The organism is Streptomyces sp. NPDC001714 (assembly GCF_042892755.1).
Taxonomy (GTDB): Bacteria; Actinomycetota; Actinomycetes; order Streptomycetales; family Streptomycetaceae; genus Streptomyces.
Genome location: NZ_JBIAUL010000004.1, coordinates 379,347 through 398,651, shown reverse-complemented (window position 1 = coordinate 398,651; position 19,305 = coordinate 379,347). Strand labels below are relative to the sequence as shown.

The window sequence follows — 19,305 nt, the reverse complement described above, 5'->3', positions numbered from 1 at the left end:
GGGGGCCTTAGATGAGGCTGGGGTCTTCCTTGTAGACCTCTTCGAGGATCGAGAGGTCGAAGAGCTTGTCGGCGGTGATGTCGAGGCCGCCGTACTTCAGCGTCTTGATGTTCTCGTCTATCAGCGCCTGCGTGACCGTGAACAGGCCGTTCTTCTTGGTGTCGGCGCTCACCATCAGCTCGCTCTCGTCCTTGGACTCGAGGGTCTGCTCCTTGGTCGTCAGCCCGAGCCCCTTGCCGTACGTCTCGGCCGCGAGCTTCGCGCCGAGCGCCGGGTCGGCGATGTTCGCCTTCCAGCCCTTGATCTCCGCGCGCAGGAACGCCTTGAGCAGGTTGCGCTGCTTGTCGATGGTGTCCTGGCGGACGCAGTACGTCTCCGAGACCAGCGGATAGCCGGTGTCGGCGAGCAGCATCGTGGCGACCTTGAAGCCCTTCAGGCGCAGCGTGTTCGGCTCGTTCGTCACGAAGGAGAACCAGCCGTCCACGGTGCCCTGGGTCAGGGGCAGCGGGTCGAACTGCACCGGCACCTTCGTGATCTTCGAATCGTCCAGTCCGGTCGCCTTGATGTACGCGGCCCACACGGACTCGTTGCCCGCCTGGACTCCGATCTTCTTGCCGTACATGTCCTCCGGCTTGGCGATCGGGGCCTTGGCCATCGACATGATGCAGAACGGGTTCTTCTGGTACTGCGCACCGATGATCTTCAGGGGCGCGCCCTTGGCGACGGCCGCGCCTGTGATGTCGGGGGCGCTGATCGCCACGAGCGCCTTCTTGGTGACGACGTCCGTCTCCATCGGCGTCGCGGACGGGCCGCCGCCGATCAGCGTGGCCTTCGAGAAGCCCTCGTCCGTGTAGTAGCCCTTGCTGTCCGCGATGTAGCTGCCCGCGAACTCGACGTTCTTGATCCACGACAGCCGGAGCGTCAGCTCACCGAAACTCTTGGAACCGGAGGACGTGGGGGAGGAGGCCGAGGACGACGAGTCGGAACCGCCGCACGCGGCGAGCAGCGGACCACCGAGCAGCACGGCACCGCCCAGCTGCAGTCCCCGCCTGAGGAAGAGACGGCGGTCGGTGGCGGCGAACGCTCTGTCGTCACTGTTCGTGCTTGTGGTCATGGCGCGCTTTCCTTTCACTGGCCGGGTCGGCACCGGCTCCTGGCGGATATGAGGAACGTGGGTGGGGCGAGGCCCGGACGGTGCCGGGCCGGTCTCCGGTCGGGCGGCTGACCTGGGATCAGAGACCACAGGTCAGAGGCCGAGGAGGAGTTCAGGGCTGCGGGCGCGGGAGCAGCAGATGGTGATCCGGTCGCCCGCCGCGCGCTCGTCCGGGGTCTGGACCTCGTCGCGGTGGTCGGGCTCGCCGGCCAGGACGGGGGTGAGGCAGGCGCCGCAGATGCCCTGCTCGCAGGAGAGCTCGACCTCGACGCCGTGAGCGGTGAGGATCTGGGCGATGGTGCGGTCGGCGGGGACGCGATAGCCGGTGCCGGTGCTCGCGATCCGTACGGTGAATTCGGTGGCGACTCCGGCTTTCGCGCCGTCTCCGGCTTTCGCTCCGGCTCCGGCTTCGACGGACGGCGGAGCCGATGGGGCGAAGCGTTCGGTGTGAAGCTGCCCGGGGTGCCAGCCCGCGGCGGTCGCCTCGGCCACGACGTGGGTCATGAAACCGTCGGGCCCGCAGACATAGACGGCCGTGTCCGGTTCCGGGACCTGTAGTTCGGCGGGCAGCCCCGCGCGGACGGTGTCCCCCTGGTCGCTGTGGTGGACCACGGCCCGCTCGCCGAGAGCGGAGCTCTGGAGCCGCTCCAGCAGGGGGGCCTCCGCCGCGCTGGAGGTGTAGTGGTGCAGGACGAACGACGCTCCCCGCGCGGCCAGGGCTTCGGCCATCGACAGCAGGGGTGTGATGCCGATTCCGCCCGCGACGAGCACGTGACGCCCGGCCGCCACGAGCGGGAAGTGGTTGCGCGGGGGCGAGATCCGTAGCCGTCGGCCCACGGTGAGGTCACGGTGCAGGGTGCGGGAGCCGCCCCGGCCGCTGTCGTCGCGCCGTACGCAGATCAGGTAACGGCCCTTTTCCTGGGGGGAGTTGCACAGGGAGTACTGACGGACGAGGGAGGGCCCGAGATGGACGTCGATGTGGGCGCCGGCCTCGAAGGACGGCAGGGCCCCGCCGTCCGCCGCCCGGAGTTCGTAAGTGCGGCTGGTGACGGAGGCGAGGGAGATCGTGTGGACGATGACGTCGAGTGTCTGCACGGTGGGCCCCTACGCGGTGAAGAAGTGGCTGAGGCCCAGGTCGCGCAGTCCGCGGCGGTAGGCGATGGAACTGCGGTCGGCGGGGATGTGCACTTCGAGTCTCGGGTCGAGGGGGAGGTTCTCGGGTTTCTGGACCTCGACGATGGCGCGGTCCTCCTCGAAGACCGTGCGGTTGAAGTCGTATACGGCCTGGACGGGCTGGTCGGTGTCGAAGTTGCGGGCGATGGGCGCGAACATGCGGGTCTGGCGGGCGGAGACGGGGGAGGCGGCGTTCATGATGCTGAGCAGCCCGCCGTCGGGGAAGTGCACGACGAGCGTGGCCGTGAACGGCAGGTGCACGTCGAAGCGGCGCAGCCACCGGAAGCCGGGCGGGGCCTGCTTGGTGCCGTGCGGGTAGTTGCTGACGGTGCTCCAGTAGTCGACCGAGTGGCCGTACTGGTGGCGTACCGGGGTGTAGTCGGGGACCTCCACGTTGTCGGGGTCGCCGAAGGAGTCGAGGTGGACGAAGCCGAAGTGGGCGACGTCGAGGAAGCCCTCGACCTGGCGGCCGGCGAACGCGGCGATGTCGATCCAGGGGCAGTTGATCTGCTGGAAGCCCGCCTCGTCCCAGTGGGCCATGGCCGGGATCACCGGGGCCGTGTCGGGCTCGGGGCGCAGGCAGGTCCACACCAGCCCGTACCGCTCGACGACGGGGTAGGTCCGCAGGTTCAGCCGGGACGGGATCTTCGACTCCGGATGGGCCGGCACCTGCACGCACCGCCCGCCCTCGCCGAACCGCAGCCCGTGATACGCGCAGGTGATGCCGTTCCCGTCGCCGCCGCCGAGGCTCAGCGGCACCCCGCGGTGCGGGCAGATGTCGTGGGCCACGACCACGCTGCCGCCCACCCGATAGGCCACCAGGGTCTCGTCGAGCAGGCGCACGGCGGCCGGGGCGTCGCCGATCTCGCTCGACAGGGCGACCGGGTACCAGTGCTGGGCGAGGATCGCCCAGTCGTCGGCATCGAACGTGCAGTCGCGGGGCAGGGCAGGCCGGGGTGGAGCAGTGGTCATGCGAAAATCCTTCTGCGTAGCGCGGCTGGGAACGGCCACATGGACACCTGCGAGGCGCGCACGCCAGGACGACGGCGTGGGACAAGCGCGCGGCGGAAGAGTGCGGCGGGAGGCCGATCCCGGGGCAGAGGCACCGTGGAACCGCAGACAGGGCAGGGCACCGGCCGCGGTCATCGGTACGAGGTCAGGTGTGAGAGCCCTCGGACTCCGGATGTGAACCGTGTGCCACGCGTCCGCGCGTCCAGGCCGACTGGTGGGCACGGCACCGGAGGTCCGTGCTGCACGCGCTGACGAAGCTCATCGCGCATCCCTCCGTGCTCAGTGCCGACTGTCTGTCGCCCGACGACCAAGCCGAGACTGACGCACGGAGATTGCCCTGCCATTCCGTGTTTGTTACTTACGGATTCCATGCCCGGGTTTGGCCCGGGGCGCCGAAGCGAGCGCCCGCGGAACCGCTGCAGGCAATGGAGTCTCAGTGTCACGGAATCACGGGGATGGGCTCGACGACCCAGCACAGCAACACTCGCGTCGTACTCGGCCAGGACGGCTACAGCCAAGGACCGTCGCCTTCCTGTTCCGGGTGGGAGTGAGGCTGTCCCGTCCACGGGTCACCGAGGTCGTGGTAGTCGCGTTCGTCCCGGAAGCCGCGAGTGTCCTCGGCGAGGTACTCGATTCCGCGCAGTCGCTTGGGGAGCCGGGGGCGGTGAAGCCGGTGAGGCGGAGGCCGGCGGAGTAGCGGAACTCCGCCCGGGCCACGGCACGTGTGATGCGTCCCATCGGGCCCCGAGCCGCTCGGTTACGCCCATTGAGCTGCGGGTAATGTGCTGGCCATGCCCGATACCCCGGCCCTGTCCGAACGTGGTCGCCTGCTGACGCTGACCGCGGACTACGTCCTGGAGCACGGCGTCGCGGACTTGACCCTGCGCAAGCTCGGCAGCGCGATCGGCACCAACAATCGCATGCTGCTGTACTACTTCGGCTCCAAGGAGGAGCTGATCACGGCCGCGCTGGCCGAGGCGAGCGGGCGCTTCCCGATTCTCAGCGAGGCGTTCGTCATCATGGACGACCAGCTGCGCCCGCTGCGCGAGCGGATCACCGCGGCCTGGGACGCGGTGGCGGCAGCCGAGAACCTGCCGTTCCACCGGACGTTCTTCGAGGTACTGGGCCTGGCCGCGCATCGACGCGGCCGGTTCGACGGCTTCCTGGGGTCGGTAGGCAGCGAGTGGCGCGAACAACTTGCGGCATCACTGGGCGGCGGCGGCGTGCCGAAGGCCGCCGCGGACGATCTGGCCCGGGAACTGGTCGCGTTGTGGCGCGGCCTGCAACTGGACCTGATCACCTCGGGCGACCGGGCCGGGACCGATCGGGTGATCGCGTCCGCCGCCGAGTCGATCGCACGACGGGCGGCGACGGCCGCCGCCGCTCCCAGGTCCTGATTATCCTGATATCCCGTCACATCTCCCTAGAATGACGGAGTTTTCAAGATGCCATCGGGATCCGGGGGACGACGATGTCCAGCGGACCGTCCGGAACCGCGACCGCGTCCTGGCTCCAGCCCCAGATCGAACAGACCCTGCGCAGCGGGTCGCTGTACCCGTCCCTGCCGTGCAGCACCCGGTAGTTGTCAATGCAGATCATCTCACCCGGGCCCACCCGGAACATCGGCCCGCTGTCACGGGCCGCGACGACCGCGTCCTGCCAGGCGCGCACATACGTCCAGTGCTCCGGCTCCAACGGGCCCTCGACCGGCGCGAGATAGGGATGGTGACGGCCCTGGAAGCGGCCCGACGGGGTCTGCCGGACGATCGGCGAAAAGCTGCCCTGCGAGTAGTTGGGCTCGGAGTGGTCGATGTCGACAGTGCGGCAGAAATCGGCGAGCGCGGCGCTGCCGGGATCGGCGGCCAGCAGGTCCAGCAGCCGGGAGGTGTCGATCAGGAAGGAGTCGCCGCCGCTGGCCGCGGGCCGCTCGCACCACAGGAACAGATGGTCGGGGGCGTAGTCACCGAAAGCGAAGCCGTCATTGTGGGCGACCATCCGCTCCTCGGTCGAGCCGCCGGCGTCGCGTTTGCGGCCGCGCCTGTCGGCGGGCTGCGCCTTCATCTTCATCGCCTCTACCCGGGCGCTCTCCTTCGTCGCCTCGAACTGGGTACCGCAACGCACAGCCCGGTCCCCCATGATCGCGCGGCCCATCGCGACCGCCTTCTCCTCGTCCGCCAGCCCGGTCACGATGGCCGCGCCCTCGGCGGCGAGCACCTCTGCCGCCTCCTGTGGGCCGGTTACTTTGCGCGGGATGAAACTTGCGGAGCTGACGTCCGGCACAGCGCCTCCTGAAGTCCGCGGAACCGAGCCTGATTGAACCAACCGGTTCAATCAGAGTAGGAGCCCCATGTTTCACCGAAGTGACGCACCCGCGTGCTTTGAGTTGCCCACGCGGACCGAGCTGTACCGAGATTTGTGGAGTGCGTGGACTGTCCGAGTTGGGTGGAGTCGATTCGGCGTCGTCAGGCGTCGACCACGAGATCCTCCCGCGGCTTGGCGCAGCACAGCAGGATCTTGTTCTGGGCGATCTCACGAGGCCGGATGCCCCCGCTGTGCCGCATGTCGACGGACCCGGACAGCAGGGTCGTCTTGCAGGTACCGCACATTCCCTGGGCGCAGGACGCCGGGAGGCTCAGGCCCGCCCGGGAGGCCGCCGCGAGGAGGGAGGTGTCCGCGTCGCAGGTGAGGGTGCGCCGGCTGCGGGTGAACTCCACGGTGTACGACGGGTGTTCGGCGGTGTCCGTCGGGTCGGCCGGGGGTTCGTCGGCCTGGGGCGGTTCGAAGGTGAAGCTCTCCTCGTGATGGCGGGTCATCGGGAACCCGGCCGTCGCGAGCAGCTCGCGCACCGCCGCCATGTAGCCGGCCGGGCCGCAGGTGAAGATCTCCCGCCGGCGGAAGTCGGGGGCGATCTGCCGGAGCATGTCGAGGGTCAGCCGGCCACGGTGGCCGCCCCAGGGTTCGGTGGGGCCGTCCTCCTCGCAGACGTGCGCCACCCGGATGGTGGGCGCGGTGGCGGCGATCAGGTCGAGTTCACGGCGGAAGAGGATGTCGTCGGGGGTGCGGGCGCTGTGCACGAACACCACGTCGGCCGGGTGCGCGAGGTCGTACAGGGTCCTGGTCATGGCCATCATCGGCGTCGCGCCGCTGCCGCCGGACAGGAAGAGGTACTTCGGCGCGGGGTGCCGGGTGAAGGAGAAGTCCCCGAGCGGGCCCCGCGCCCGTACCGTGCCCCCAGGACGCAGATGGTCGTGGAGCCAGTTGGAGACCAGCCCGCCCGGCACCCGCTTCACGGTGACCGTGACCGAGTGGGGGCGGGTCGGCGGCGAGGAGACGGTGTAGCAGCGCTCGACCGAGCGGCCGTCGATGTCGACGCCGAGGGTGAGGAACTGCCCGGGGTCGTGGCGGAAGAGCCGGGGCTGCAGAGGCTGGAGGACGAAGGTCCTGACGTCGGGGGTGAGGACGTGGACCTGCTTGCAGACCAGGAGCCCGTCGGTGGCCTCGTCGTTCCAGGGGAGGGCGTCGGTCCAGGTCAGGAGGGTGTCGGTCATCGTGCGAGGTGCGCCTTCAGCCGGGTCACGTACCAGTTGACGAACGCCTCGACCTGGTACTCGGTGGGGTTGTACGGCCCCGGGAGATAGGCGGGGCTGGAGATGCCCTGCTGGGCGCGGGCGACCAGGAGCGCGTCCTGGTCGTTGGTGGCCGTCCACACCCGGGTCAGGGAGTCGAGGTCGTAGTCGACGCCCTCGACTGCGTCGGCGTGCACCAGCCAGGTGGTGCGGACCAGGGTGCGGTCCGGGGCGAGCGGGATCACGGAGAAGGTGATGGCGTGGTCGGAGAGGAAGTGGAACCAGGCATTGGGCTGCATGTGCAGGGACAGGCGGCCCAGGCGGGGCGTGGTGAAGTCGGCCAGAAGTTTCCTGCAGGCCGCCGTGCCGTCCTCGGTGAAGGACTCGCCCGCGCCGTCCAGCGGTTCGCGCTGGATGCGGAAACCCGTGGCGCGGGTGTCCAGTTCCTCGATCGCGGCATACGGCAGGCCCAGCGACTCGTACGTCGTCCGGGACTCGGCGTCGGCCTGGAGGTAGCGCTCGTACGCCGGGCGCAGTACCGGCGGCACGTCCTCCTCCGCGTAGCCGTAGACGGGGAAGAGGGAGCACTGGAGTTCCGGGTGGCCGCCGCAGTGGTAGCACTCCCGGTTGTTCTCCATGGTGAGCTTCCAGTTCCCGTTCTCCACCAGGTCGATCTGCGTGGCCACCTTGGCCCGGCCCAGGCCGTGCGGCGCGATGTACGGCTCGATGCGGGCGGCCACCTCGTCGAAGTCGGCGGGCGGTCGATCGGCGAGGCAGATGAACACCAGGCCGGCGACGGTACGGGCGTGCACGGCGCGCAGCCCGAAGCAGGACCGGTCGAAGTCGGGCGGCAGCGACTCCGCGTGCAGCAGACGGCCGTCCACGCCGTACGTCCAACGGTGGTAACCGCAGACGATGTTGCCCACCGAGCCGCGCTGCTCGTCGAGGATGCGGGCGCCGCGGTGACGGCAGACGTTGTGGAAGGCCCGTACCTCTTCGTCGTCGTCGCGGAGCAGGATCACCGAGTACGGGCCGAGGGCCACGGTCACGTAGTCGCCGGGCTCGGGGAGTTCGGCCTCGGCGGCGACGAACAGCCAACTCCGGGCGAAGACCGCCTCGATGTCGAGGTCGAAGAACTCCTGGCCGGTGTAGAAGGGGGCTTCGAGGCTCAGGCCGGGGGCGCGGCGCGCCACCAGGGCGGCCGTGTCCGACACAGAGGTCACGGGGGCGAATGTCGTCAACGTCGGCTCTCCAGACGGTTGGTGACGGTCAGACCGGCAGGCACAGGCGCAGCGCGTCGTAGACGGCGGCGTGGATGTTGCGGCTGGCGACCGCGTCGCCGATGCGGAACAGCTGGTAGCGGCCGGTGTCGTCGCGGACCACCGTCTGCGGCCGGTGGGCGAGCAGGGCGCGGTGGTCCACCTCGCCCAGGTTGCTCGATCCGGCCAGGAGTTCGCGGTACAGCTCGTCCGCCGGGAGGGTTCCGTGTTCCACGATCACGTGGTCGACGGTGAGTTCGGTGCCGGCGTCGGTGTAGTCGCTTGTCAGGGTCGCGGTCAGGCGGCCGTCAGGGGTGCGGCGCACGGCGCGCAGGCGGCGGGCGAGGGTGGTCGTGACGTCGTGTTCCGCGAAGACCCGGAGGTAGGCAGGGGAGTTCATGCTGCCGACGTCGGGGGCGAGGGTGCGTTCCGGTGTCACGTAGCGCAGGCGGGCGCCGGCGGCGGCGAGCACCTCGACGGCGTCGAGGGCGGGATAGCCGCCGTGGTCGTCGTACACCAGCACCTCGCCCTTCGGGCGCAGTGCGCCGGTCAGTACGTCCCAGGTGTCGGCGACCAGGTCCTCGCCCACGTCCAGGAAGGTGCTGTTGGGCATGCCGCCGGTGGCGAGGACGACCAGGTCGGGGTGCTCGGCGAGTACGTCGGCCGCCTCGGCGTACGTGCCGAGACGCAGGTCGACGCCGTGGTGCTTGCACTCGGCGACCCGCCAGTCGACGATGCCGAGCAGGTCGCGGCGGCGGGGGTTGGCGGCCGCGAGCCGGATCTGGCCGCCCGGCAGGTCCCCTGCCTCGAACAGCACCACGTCATGGCCGCGTTCGCCCAGGACGCGGGCGGCCTCCAGCCCTGCCGGACCGGCGCCGACGACAACTGCCTTCCTGCGGGGTCCCGTTGTGGCCGGGATGGTGTGGGGCAGGTGGAGCTCCCGCCCGGTCGACGGGTTGTGGACGCATTTCGTGTCGCCCGAGTCGTAGATCGCGTCGAGGCAGTAACTCGCGCCCACGCAAGGGCGGATACGGTCCTCCTGGCCCGCGGCGACCTTGGCGACCAGATGCGGGTCGGCGATCTGGGCGCGGGTCATGCCGACCAGGTCGAGCAGTCCCTCGCGCAGGGCGTACCGCGCGGTGGCGGGATCCGCGATGCGGGCCGCGTGCATCACCGGCACCCGCAGCCGGCGCCGGACCTCGCCGGTGAACTCCAGGAACGGGCCCAGCGGAGTGCCGATCGGCGGGATGGCACGTACCAGGGATGCGTCGCTCTCGATGGAGCCGCGGATGGTGCTGACGAAGTCGATGCCGTCCTCGGTGAAACGCTCCGCGGCCGCCAGTGCGTCGTCGAAGGTCAGCCCGCCGGGCCGGACCTCGTCCAGCATCAGCCGGATCCCGACCGCGAAGTCCGGGCCGACCGCCTCCCGCACCGCCCGGACCACCCGGCGCGGGAACGCCATGCGGTGCTCCAGGCTGCCGCCGAACTCGTCGTCGCGCTGGTTGGTGGTGGGGGAGAGGAAGCTGTCGAGGAAGTGGCCGTACGCCTCCAACTCGATGCCGTCCAGGCCGCCTTCGCGGCAGCGCAGCGCGGCCGAGACGTAGTCGGCGGTGATCCGGTCGAGGTCCCACGGCTCGGCGGCCTTGGGGAACGCCCGGTGCGCGGGCTCCCGCAGCGGTGACGCGGAGAGCACCGGCAGCCAGTCGCCGGTGTAGTTGCTGGTACGGCGGCCGAGATGGGTGACCTGGCACATCACCGCGGCCCCGGCCTCGTGCACCTCGTCGGTGAGCCGGCGCAGCCACGGCACGATGTCGTCCCGGTACAGCAGCAGGTTGCCGAAGGCGGGCGGGCTGTCCGGCGCGACCACGGCGGAGCCGCCGATCATGGTCAGGCCGACACCGCCACGCGCCTTCTCGACGTGGTAGGCGCGGTAACGGTCCTTGGGCAGACCGTCCTCGCCGAAGGCGGGTTCGTGGGAGGTGCTGACCACCCTGTTGCGCAGGGTGACGTGTTTGAGGCGAAAGGGCTGGAGCAGGGGATCGAGGCTCTGGAAAGGCACAACCACTCCTCGGGAAGTGGGAGGCCGGCCGCTGCGTGGGGGCGTCGATGGCGCCACGCAACGAGCGCCGGTTGTATCGCATTGCGAAACAAAATCGCGATGCGAGACAAATGGTGGAGGCGGTCGGCCGCAGCCGTCAAGAGGTGGCAGGGACGGGGAAGAGCCTCGTCAGGCCTGCGGGCGATGTCCCCGGCGTACGGAAATCCGCTCGCCCGCCTGCCTGACCTGCTCCGCGACAGCCGGCCCGGTCTCGTCGTCGCCGCCGAGGTCAAGGCGGAAGGTCGGCCCGGAAACGGTGACGGCGGCGACGATCCGGCCGTCCAGGTCGCGGATCGGCGCGGCGATGGCGGCCAGCCCGATCTCGTGCTCCTGCGAGGTGGTGGCGTACCCGCGTTCGCGTACCGTCCGTAGCTCGGCCTTCAGCAGCGCCGGTTCGGTGATCGTGTGCGGGGTGTACCGCACGAGCCCGCGCCCCAGCACCTCGTCGGCCTGCTCCTCCGGCATGTGCGCGAGGAAGAGCTTGCCGGCGGCGGTGGCGTGCAGGGGGCTGCGCTTGCCGACCCAGTCGACGCTGGAGATGGTCGCGCCGCCCATCTCCTGGTCGATGGTGATCACTTCGAGCCCGTCGTGGATCGCGAGGTTCACCGTCTCGCCCACCTCGGCGGCCAGCTCCCGGCAGACCGGGCGGCTCAGCAGAGACAGATCGCTCTGCCGTCCGGCACCGGCGGCCAGCTCTACCATGCCGAAGCCGAGGCGGTAGCGCCCGCGCTCGGCGTCCTGCTCGACCAGACCGCGTGACTCCAGGGTGGCCAGGAGGCGGAAGACCGTCGCCTTGTGCAGACCCAGCGCCTCGGCGAGTTCGGTCACTCCGGACGGCCCGCGCCGGGACAGCGACTGAAGGATCGAGACGGCCCGGTCCACGGACTGCACCGAGGTGTCACGGGGCCTTCCGGTGCTGGTCATGGCGGAAAGGATAGCCAGCCGGGCGGCCACCCCGCGGTCCCCATGGCCCCGCCCCGCCGGTTACGGGTCCGTTTCCGCGGTTAATTCTCCGCGCCCGAGGGTTGGCGGGAAAGCGCCCGCTGGCTATCGTTCCCGCACTCCACTCAATCGTTCCGTTGAACGAATAACGAGAAGGACGGTCGGCCCATGCCCGACACCCACCACCCAGGACGGCGGTCGTTCCTCACCGCCGGCGCGGCGGGCGCCGCCTGCCTCGGCGCGTCCTGGCTGCTGTCCGGATGCTCGGGCGCGGACGCCGGCACGGTGCTGCCGGCCGCGGCGCCGGGGGGCACCCCGGACCGCGGCGGCACCCTCCGCATCGCCCGGCCGCCCGCCTCCGACGCCGAGACCCTCGACCCGGCCAGCTCCCTGTCGGCGTACGAATACCTGGGCGCCCTCTACAACCGCCTCGTCCGGGTCGGCAGCGACGGCGCCCTCGCCCCCGACCTCGCCGAGTCCTGGGAGACCGACGCCAAGGCCACCACCTGGACCTTCCGGCTCCGCAAGGGCGTCACCTTCCACGACGGCCGGGCCTTCACCTCGGCCGACGCCGCCTACACGCTGCGCCACATCATCGACAAGGCGACCGCCTCCCCGCAGGCCGCCGTCCTCGCCCCGCTCATCGACGCGAAGACCCTGCGCACCCCCGACGCGCACACCCTCGTCGTCCCGCTGAAGTCCCCGAACGCCGAGTTCCCGAGCCTGCTCACGCACTACAACTGCTACGTCGTCCCGGACGGCAGCGCGAAGTCCATCGGCCGCACCGGCATCGGCACCGGCCCCTTCAAGCTGGAGTCCTTCGCGCCCGCGGGCCCCGGCCGCATCACCGCCTATGCCGACCACTGGGCCGGACGCCCCGTCCTCGACGCGATCTCCTTCTACTCGGTCGCCGACATGTCCGCCCGCGCCAATGCCCTGCTGGCCGGACAGGTCGACCTGCTCTCGCAGACCAACCTCGACTTCGCGACGGCCCGCGTGGTCGCCGCTTCCGACCGCGCGACCGTCGCCCGCGTGAAGAACGCCCAGTGGTACGTCCTCCCGATGCTCACCACCGACAAGCCCTTCACCGACGTACGCGTACGCCAGGCGATGAAGCTCGCCTACGACCCCGAGCACGTGGTGAAGGTCGCCCTGCAGGGCGCCGGCACCGCGGGCTGGGACAACCCGGTCCCGCCGGACGACCCGCTGCACATCGCCGCGCACCCCGAGCACGACCCGGAGCAGGCGAAGTACCTGCTCAAGCAGGCAGGCCAGGAGGGGTTGGCGATCGACCTCTACACCTCCGCCTACGACCCCCTGCTCACGCCCATGGCGCTCGCCTACCAGGAGTCCGCGAAGCGGGCCGGCATCCGCGTCCGCGTCAAGACCGCCGCCGCGGACTCGTACTACACGCAGATCTGGATGAAGAAGCCGCTGATGGCGACCTACTGGTACACGGGCCGGCCCGTCGACCAGCTCTTCACGCAGATCTTCCGCAGCGGCTCCTCGTACAACGAGACCGCCTGGTCCGACAAGGCCTTCGACACGCTCCTGGACCGCGCCCGCGCCGAGACCGACGACGCGTTGCGCCGCGAACTCTACGGCCAGGCGCAGACGATGGTGATCGAGAAGGGCGGGGCGATGACCCCGATGTTCGCCGACCGGCTGGTGGGGATCTCCCGCGAGGTGCGCGGATACGCCGAGCACGGCTTCGAGTTCGACTACCTCGGCATCGGCCTGAAGGGAGCCTGAGCATGCTCGTGTTCGTCGCCCGCCGACTGGCAGCCGCCCTCGGCACGCTGCTCCTCTCCTCCGTCCTGGTCTTCCTCGCCCTGCAGGCCCTGCCCGGCGACGTCGCCACCCAGATCCTCGGCAAGGACGCCACCCCCGACGCGGTCGCCGCCCTGCGGGGGCAGCTCGGACTCGACCGGCCCGCCTGGGAGCGCTACTTCGACTGGATCAAGGGCGCCGTGCACGGCGACTTCGGTACGTCGCTGGTCTCCGGCAAGCCGGTGGGGAGCGAGGTCGCCCAGTACCTGGGCAACTCGGCCCTCATCGCCGTCGTCACCATCGTCTTCGCGGTGACCGGATCCCTGGTGCTGGGCATCGTCGCCGGTCTGTACCGCGACCGCTGGGCCGACCACGTGATCTCGACCGCCAGCCTGGTCGGCATGAGCGTCCCGGAGTTCGTGGTCGCCACCGTCCTGGTGCTGTGCTTCTCGGTCGCGCTGCCGTGGTTCCCGGCGGTCGTCCTGTACGGCCCCGACGCGAGCGTCGGCCAACTCCTGCCCGCCGTATGGCTTCCCGCGCTCGCACTCGCCATCGTGATGGCCGCCTACATCATCCGCATGGCCCGCACGTCGGTCATCGACGTCATGGCGAGCGAGTACGTCACCACGGCCCGGCTCAAGGGCCTCTCCACCTGGCGGGTCGTCACCCGGCACGCCCTGCCGAGCGCGCTGCTGCCCACCCTGCACGTCATCGCCCTGAACGTGGCCTGGCTGGTGGGCGGTGTCGCCGTCGTCGAGAACGTCTTCAACTACCCCGGCATCGGCAAGCTGATGCTCAGCTCCGTGCAGAACCGGGACCTGCCCGTCGTGCAGGCCGTCGCCCTGATCAGCGCGGTCGTGTACGTCGTCTGCAATCTCGCCGCCGACCTCGGCGCCATGGCCCTCAACCCCAAGCTCCGTACGCGCGGGAGGACCTGATGACCACCCTCGACACCCCGCCGGTGACCGCGGCGGCGACGCCGGGACGCGCGGCCCGCACCTGGCGCACCCTGCGCTCCTCCCGAACGGCCCTCGTCGGCCTCGCGATCGTCGGCCTCCACACGCTGATCGCCCTCCTCGCCCCCCTGCTCACCTCCTACGACCCCACCGCCAACGACCCCTCCCAGGCCCTCCTCGGATCGAGCTGGTCGCACTGGGCCGGCACCGACCAGTACGGCCGGGACGTCCTCACCCGCGTGCTGTACGGCGGCCGTTACGCGCTCGGCGTCTCCGTCGTCGCCACCGTCATCGCCCTCGCCCTCGGCACGGTGATCGGCTGTGCGGCGGCGCTGCGCGGCGGCTGGTTCGACGACGTGCTGGGCCGCTTCCTCGACGCGGTGCTGTCGGTGCCGGCCGTCCTCGCGCTGCTCGTCGTCGTGACCGCGCTGGGCACCGGCCCGGCGGTCATCGTGATCGCCGTGGCCGTCGTCTTCGTACCCCAGGTCGTACGGGTGGTGCGCGGCGCGGCGCTGGCCGTCGTACCCGCCGACTACGTGACCGCGGCCCGCGCCCGCGGCGAGCGCACCTGGTCGATCCTGTGGCGGGAGGTCCTGCCCAACATCGCCGACGTGGTGTGCGTGGAGTTCGCCATGCGGGCCTCCTGGGTCGTGCTGCTGATCTCCTCGCTGTCCTTCCTCGGCTTCGGCGCCGACCCGCCGACCCCCGACTGGGGGCTCATGGTCGCCGAGAACCGCACCGCCATCACCGTCGTCCCGATGGCGAGCCTCGCGCCGATCATCGCCCTGGCCACGCTCGTGGTCGGGCTCAACCTCGCGGCCGACGGCCTGTCCAAGGCGTGGGGCGTGGACCGGATCAGGGAGGGTTCGTGATGACCTCTACCGCTGTGGTTTGCGTCGACTCCCTCTACGTGTCCTACCGTTCGGGTGGGCGTGACGTCCCCGTCGTGCACGACGTGTCCTTCGAGGTCGCCGAGGGCCGCACGCTGGCCCTCGTCGGCGAGTCCGGCAGCGGCAAGTCGACCGTCGCGGCCACTCTGCTCGGCCATCTGCGACACGGCTCGCGCCTGGACGGCGGGAGCGTGCGGGTGGACGGCAAGGACGTGTTCGCCCTGCCCGAGAAGGAGTTGCGGCGGCTGCGCGGCGGGACGGTGTCGCTGGTCGCCCAGAACGCCGGGCACGCGCTCACCCCGTCCATGCGCGTCGGACGGCAGATCGCCGAGGCCGGCGGCGAGGTCCCGGTCCTCGACCTCCTCGAACAGGTACGGCTGCCCCGCCCCGCCGACCTCGCGCGCCGCTACCCGCACGAACTCTCCGGCGGCCAGCAGCAGCGCGTCGCCATCGCCATGGCGCTCGCCGCCCGCCCCAAGGTCCTCGTCCTCGACGAGCCCACGACGGGCCTCGACGTCGTCACCCAGCGCGGCATCCTCGACCTCGTCACCGCCCTGCGCGACGAACTGGGCCTGGCCGCCGTGCTGGTGAGCCACGACCTCGGGGTGGTCGCGCGGATGGCCGACGAGGTGAGCGTGCTGCGGTCGGGCCGGGTCGTGGAGGCGGCCCCCACCCGCACCCTCTTCGCCGGAGCCCGACACGCATACACCAAGCGCCTGTTGGCGAGCGTGCCGCGCCTGACCGACGACGGGCTCGCCCTCGTCGGGGAGAACGGTGAGCGGGAGGTGCGGGCGAAGGCGGTGGTGGACGCGGACGCCCCGGTCGCGGTCTCGGCGACGGACGTCACCATCGACTACGGCTCGTCGCGTGCCGTGCACGGCGTCTCCTTCGACGTCCGGCGCGGCGAGATCGTCGCCCTGGTCGGGGAGTCGGGCAGCGGCAAGTCCACGCTCGCCTGGTCCCTCGCCGGTCTGCGCGCCCCCTCGGGCGGCACGATGACGCACGGCTCCGGCGACCTGGCCAAGCCCGCCCGTGGACGCCCCACCGCGCTGCGGCGCCTGGTCCAGCTGGTGTTCCAGAACGCCGACACCTCCCTCAACCCGCGCCGCACGGTCGGCGACGCGATCCGCCGCCCGCTCCGCTTCTTCGGCACCGCCCCCGACCGGCAGCAGGCCGCCACCAGGGCCCTCGACCTCATCCGGGACGTACGCCTGGACCCGGCGTTCGCCGACCGGCTGCCCGCCCAGCTCTCCGGCGGCCAGCGCCAGCGCATCGGCATCGCGCGGGCGCTGGCGGGCGAGCCGGACGTGCTGATCGCCGACGAGATCACGACCGCGCTGGACGTCTCGGTCCAGGCCGAGGTGCTGCGCCTGCTCGACGACCTGCGCCGGGAACGGCAGTTGGCCTGCCTGTTCATCAGTCACGACCTGGCCGTCGTACGGGGCATCGCCGACCGCGTGCTGGTCCTGCGCCAGGGCGTGGTGGTCGAGGAGGGCCCGACCGAGGCCGTCTTCGCCGACCCGGCCCACCCCTACACCCGGGAGCTGATGGCGGCGGCCCTCGAACCCGACCCCGACGCCGAGCCGTTCGTCGAGGAGGCCCCGGAGTGGCTCGACGCGGCGGAGCCCGGCGACCTGTGGACCGACCTCGGCGACGGCCACCGGGCCCGCCGCTGGCGCCCGGCCAACGCCCCTCTCACCTCTGTCGGCGAAGGAGTTTCGTGAAGTACCGCGAGCGGTTCGAGCGCCAGGTCGTGCGCGAGGACGTCTGGATCCCCACCCGTGACGGCAGGGTCCACCTGCACGCCCGTATCTGGCGCCCGGCCGACGCGGAGGCCGACCCGGTGCCCGCGCTTGTCGAATACCTCCCGTACCGCAAGAGCGACTGGACCGCCCCGCGCGACGCCCAGCGCCACCCCTGGTACGCCGGCCACGGCTACGCCTCCGTCCGCGTCGACATCCGCGGCCACGGCGACAGTGAGGGCACGCCCGGCGACGAGTACGACGCGCGGGAGCTGGCGGACGGCGTCGACGTCGTCGACTGGCTCGCCCGGCAGCCCTGGTGCACCGGCAAGGTCGGCATGTTCGGCATCTCCTGGGGCGGCTTCAACTCCCTCCAGATCGCCGCTCTGGCCCCCGAACCCCTCAAGGCGATCGTCACCGTCTGTTCCACCGACGACCGCTACGACAACGACGTCCACTACATGGGCGGCGCGGTCCTCGGCATCGACATGCTCGCCTGGGCCGGCACCATGCTCGCCTTCGCCGCCCGCCCGCCGGACCCGGCGAACGTCGGCGCCGACCGCTGGCTGCCGATGTGGCGCGAACGGCTCGAAGCCCTCGACCCGTTCCTGCACACGTGGCTCGCCCACCAGCAGCGGGACGAGTACTGGCGGCACGGGAGCGTGTGCGAGGACTACGGCGCGGTGCAGGCCGCGGTGTTGGCGGTGGGCGGCTGGAACGACCCCTATCGCGACACGGTGTTGCGGCTGGTGGAGCACCTGCCGCACGACCGCGTCCGGGGGTTGATCGGGCCCTGGTCCCACCAGTACCCGGACCGCGGCCTGCCGCCGGGCCCGGCGATCGGCTTCCTCCAGGAGACGTTGCGCTGGTGGGACCACTGGCTGAAGGGCGAGGACACGGGGGCGATGAGCGAACCGCTGCTGCGCGCCTGGGTCAACGACCCGGTTCCGCCGGCGACGTCGTACGAGGTGATGCCGGGCCGGTGGGTCGGCGACACGCAGTGGCCGTCGTCGCGGGTCACCTGGCAGCAGCGCCCGCTGGGCATCGACGGCACCCCGCCCGTCCTCGTCCGCTCCCCTCACCACACCGGCATCGACGCGGGCCGCTTCTTCCCGTTCGGCAACGCGAGCGATCTGGCGCCCGACCAGCGGGAGGAGGACGGCCGCTCGGTCTGCCTGGACTCGGCGCCGCTGACCGAACGCGTCGAGATCCTGGGCCGCCCGCGCGTCCGGCTCCGCCTGGACAGCGCCACCCCCCGCGCCCATGTGATCGCCCGCGTGTGCGACGTGGCCCCGGACGGCTCGTCGACCCTCGTCACCCGGGGCGTACTCAACCTGCTGGCCCGGCACGGACGGGACAAGGCGGTGGAGTGGACGCCGGGCACGTACGAGGACGTCGAGTTCGAGCTGAACGCGACCGGGTACGCCTTCCCGCCCGGCCACCGCATCCGGGTCGCCGTATCGGACACGTACTGGCCGTGGGTGTGGCCGCACGGAGAACGGGGCGAGCTGACCCTGCTGCCGGCGGACAGCGCCCTTCTGCTGCCGGTCCGCGAGGCCGGCGACGAGCCGCCGATCCGCTTCGAGGAACCGGAACAGGCGCCCCCGCTCCCGGTGACGTACGACGTCGAGTCCGAGCCGCGCCCGGAACGCCTGGTCATCCATGACGTGGCGGCGGGGGAGTGGACCCTGGAGGTCGACCCGCGCTACGGCGGCTCCCGTACCTACCCCGACGGCCTGCGATACGCGGAGAACGCCCGGGAGACGTACCGTATCCGCAGCGACGACCCCCTCTCGGCCTCGGCCGTCTCCGAGTGGACGATCCGGCTGACCCGCGGCGAGGACGGGGCCGAATGGGACGCGGAGATCGTCGCACGGACGGAACTGCGGGCCACGGCCGCCGAGTTCGTCATGGACAGTCACCTCGAAGCACGGGCGAACGGAGAGACAGTGGCCAAGCGCGCATGGCACCGCACCACCCCGAGGACGTCGGGATGAAGGCCGAGAAGAGCCCGCGCCGCGCCGTCGCCGCAGCCGACCGCACCCGGCAGCCCACCGAGGTGCGTCGCAGGCTCATCGTCGAGGCGGCGGTCCCGCTGATCGCGGAGCGAGGCTACGCCTCGGTCGGGGTCCGGGACGTCGCCGCCGCGGCCGGGGTGTCCGTCGGCACGGTCACCTACCACTTCGGCAGCGTGCAGGAGATCCTCTCCGAGGCGATGGTGCTGCAGATCGAGCGGTACTACACGGGTCTGAGTGAGGCCGCGGACCGGGCCACCAGCGGGGCGGAGGGGCTGCGGCTGCTGGTCGACGCGCTGTTCACCGAGGACACCGACCGGCACTGGCGGATGTGGTTCGAGTACTGGAACGTCGGCGAGCACCACCCCGACCCGGCGTTCGCCCGCGGCCAGGACCGCCGCTACGAGAGCTGGCACCGGCAGATCCGAACCCTCGCCGAACGCGCCCTCGCCGAGGGCGACGTCACCTCCGCGGACCTGGACGGCTTCACCGTCCGCTTCGCCGCCCTGGCCGACGGTCTGGCCCTGCAACGCCTGCGCCAGACACCGCCGTTGACGGTGGAGGACGCGCGGCGGCATCTGCGTCACTTCATCGAGACGGAGTTGGGCCGGGGTCCGGGGTCCTGAGGCCGATCATGCGGACCGGCTGCCCCGTCGTACGGGCGACGGTCTCGACGTCGCGGTCGCAGCGCAGGAGCGTGAGCCCCGCCTCCTCGGCGGCTGCGGCCACG

General features: G+C 71.2%; 15 protein-coding genes. 7 read left to right on the top strand and 8 right to left on the bottom strand.

Annotation, left to right across the window (positions count from 1 at the left end; translation table 11 throughout):
• Positions 1 to 7: 7 nt before the first annotated feature.
• From ACFY0P_RS13405 to ACFY0P_RS13395, 3 genes are all read right to left on the bottom strand, one after another.
• On the bottom strand, positions 8 to 1,114 hold the full coding sequence (locus ACFY0P_RS13405) for an ABC transporter substrate-binding protein (protein WP_388911019.1): 1,107 nt from the start codon (positions 1,112 to 1,114) through the stop codon (positions 8 to 10).
• A 132-nt stretch (positions 1,115 to 1,246) separates the two neighbouring features.
• Positions 1,247 to 2,248: a PDR/VanB family oxidoreductase gene (locus tag ACFY0P_RS13400; protein ID WP_388911016.1), complete on the bottom strand. Its 1,002-nt coding sequence runs from the start codon at positions 2,246 to 2,248 to the stop codon at positions 1,247 to 1,249.
• Positions 2,249 to 2,257: 9 nt separating this feature from the next.
• On the bottom strand, positions 2,258 to 3,298 hold the full coding sequence (locus tag ACFY0P_RS13395; protein WP_388911009.1) for a Rieske 2Fe-2S domain-containing protein: 1,041 nt from the start codon (positions 3,296 to 3,298) through the stop codon (positions 2,258 to 2,260).
• 830 nt (positions 3,299 to 4,128) lie between these two features.
• Here ACFY0P_RS13395 and ACFY0P_RS13390 point away from each other — a divergent pair.
• Positions 4,129 to 4,734, top strand: coding sequence for a TetR family transcriptional regulator (locus ACFY0P_RS13390; protein ID WP_388911006.1), 606 nt, complete (start codon positions 4,129 to 4,131; stop codon positions 4,732 to 4,734).
• 43 nt (positions 4,735 to 4,777) lie between these two features.
• Here the strand turns inward: ACFY0P_RS13390 and ACFY0P_RS13385 are convergent, their stop codons facing one another.
• From ACFY0P_RS13385 to ACFY0P_RS13365, 5 genes are all read right to left on the bottom strand, one after another.
• Entirely contained in the window at positions 4,778 to 5,617 is an 840-nt protein-coding gene (locus tag ACFY0P_RS13385; protein ID WP_388911003.1) for a TauD/TfdA family dioxygenase, read from the bottom strand.
• 182 nt (positions 5,618 to 5,799) lie between these two features.
• On the bottom strand, positions 5,800 to 6,885 hold the full coding sequence (locus tag ACFY0P_RS13380; protein ID WP_388911000.1) for a 2Fe-2S iron-sulfur cluster-binding protein: 1,086 nt from the start codon (positions 6,883 to 6,885) through the stop codon (positions 5,800 to 5,802).
• The gene (locus ACFY0P_RS13375; RefSeq protein ID WP_388910997.1) at positions 6,882 to 8,126 is read right to left on the bottom strand and encodes an SRPBCC family protein; all 1,245 of its coding nucleotides are present in this window, start codon (positions 8,124 to 8,126) and stop codon (positions 6,882 to 6,884) included. Before ACFY0P_RS13375 ends, ACFY0P_RS13380 begins: the two co-directional genes overlap by 4 nt.
• A 46-nt stretch (positions 8,127 to 8,172) precedes the next feature.
• The gene (locus ACFY0P_RS13370) at positions 8,173 to 10,221 is read right to left on the bottom strand and encodes an FAD-dependent oxidoreductase (protein WP_388910994.1); all 2,049 of its coding nucleotides are present in this window, start codon (positions 10,219 to 10,221) and stop codon (positions 8,173 to 8,175) included.
• Positions 10,222 to 10,389: 168 nt separating this feature from the next.
• Entirely contained in the window at positions 10,390 to 11,184 is a 795-nt protein-coding gene (locus tag ACFY0P_RS13365; RefSeq protein WP_388910991.1) for an IclR family transcriptional regulator, read from the bottom strand.
• A 186-nt stretch (positions 11,185 to 11,370) separates the two neighbouring features.
• Between ACFY0P_RS13365 and ACFY0P_RS13360 the strand changes: the two genes are divergently transcribed.
• Genes ACFY0P_RS13360 through ACFY0P_RS13335 form a run of 6 tightly spaced genes read left to right on the top strand, consistent with a single transcriptional unit; the run spans position 11,371 to position 19,201 of the window.
• The gene (locus ACFY0P_RS13360; protein ID WP_388910989.1) at positions 11,371 to 12,954 is read left to right on the top strand and encodes an ABC transporter substrate-binding protein; all 1,584 of its coding nucleotides are present in this window, start codon (positions 11,371 to 11,373) and stop codon (positions 12,952 to 12,954) included.
• Positions 12,955 to 12,956: 2 nt separating this feature from the next.
• Positions 12,957 to 13,910 carry an ABC transporter permease gene (locus ACFY0P_RS13355; protein ID WP_388910986.1) on the top strand — a complete coding sequence of 318 codons (954 nt, stop codon included), beginning with the start codon at positions 12,957 to 12,959 and terminating at the stop codon, positions 13,908 to 13,910.
• On the top strand, positions 13,910 to 14,800 hold the full coding sequence (locus tag ACFY0P_RS13350) for an ABC transporter permease (RefSeq protein WP_388910983.1): 891 nt from the start codon (positions 13,910 to 13,912) through the stop codon (positions 14,798 to 14,800). The genes ACFY0P_RS13355 and ACFY0P_RS13350 overlap by 1 nt, the downstream gene beginning before the upstream one ends.
• Complete coding sequence (locus tag ACFY0P_RS13345; RefSeq protein WP_388910980.1) at positions 14,800 to 16,542, top strand: dipeptide ABC transporter ATP-binding protein; 1,743 nt, start codon at positions 14,800 to 14,802, stop codon at positions 16,540 to 16,542. Before ACFY0P_RS13350 ends, ACFY0P_RS13345 begins: the two co-directional genes overlap by 1 nt.
• The gene (locus ACFY0P_RS13340; protein ID WP_388910977.1) at positions 16,539 to 18,557 is read left to right on the top strand and encodes a CocE/NonD family hydrolase; all 2,019 of its coding nucleotides are present in this window, start codon (positions 16,539 to 16,541) and stop codon (positions 18,555 to 18,557) included. The genes ACFY0P_RS13345 and ACFY0P_RS13340 overlap by 4 nt, the downstream gene beginning before the upstream one ends.
• A complete protein-coding gene (locus tag ACFY0P_RS13335; RefSeq protein ID WP_388910974.1) occupies positions 18,554 to 19,201 on the top strand; it encodes a TetR/AcrR family transcriptional regulator in 648 nt (215 codons plus the stop codon). The genes ACFY0P_RS13340 and ACFY0P_RS13335 overlap by 4 nt, the downstream gene beginning before the upstream one ends.
• The last annotated feature ends 104 nt before the right edge of the window (positions 19,202 to 19,305 follow it).

Bases quoted from the DNA above. Each gene is read 5' to 3' on its own strand.
- ACFY0P_RS13405 (WP_388911019.1), bottom strand. From the start codon at position 1,114: ATGACCACAAGCACGAACAGTGACGACAGAGCGTTCGCCGCCACCGAC.
- ACFY0P_RS13395 (WP_388911009.1), bottom strand. From the start codon at position 3,298: ATGACCACTGCTCCACCCCGGCCTGCCCTGCCCCGCGACTGCACGTTC.
- ACFY0P_RS13390 (WP_388911006.1), top strand. From the start codon at position 4,129: ATGCCCGATACCCCGGCCCTGTCCGAACGTGGTCGCCTGCTGACGCTG.
- ACFY0P_RS13380 (WP_388911000.1), bottom strand. From the start codon at position 6,885: ATGACCGACACCCTCCTGACCTGGACCGACGCCCTCCCCTGGAACGAC.
- ACFY0P_RS13365 (WP_388910991.1), bottom strand. From the start codon at position 11,184: ATGACCAGCACCGGAAGGCCCCGTGACACCTCGGTGCAGTCCGTGGAC.
- ACFY0P_RS13360 (WP_388910989.1), top strand. From the start codon at position 11,371: ATGCCCGACACCCACCACCCAGGACGGCGGTCGTTCCTCACCGCCGGC.
- ACFY0P_RS13355 (WP_388910986.1), top strand. From the start codon at position 12,957: ATGCTCGTGTTCGTCGCCCGCCGACTGGCAGCCGCCCTCGGCACGCTG.
- ACFY0P_RS13350 (WP_388910983.1), top strand. From the start codon at position 13,910: ATGACCACCCTCGACACCCCGCCGGTGACCGCGGCGGCGACGCCGGGA.
- ACFY0P_RS13345 (WP_388910980.1), top strand. From the start codon at position 14,800: ATGACCTCTACCGCTGTGGTTTGCGTCGACTCCCTCTACGTGTCCTAC.
- ACFY0P_RS13335 (WP_388910974.1), top strand. From the start codon at position 18,554: ATGAAGGCCGAGAAGAGCCCGCGCCGCGCCGTCGCCGCAGCCGACCGC.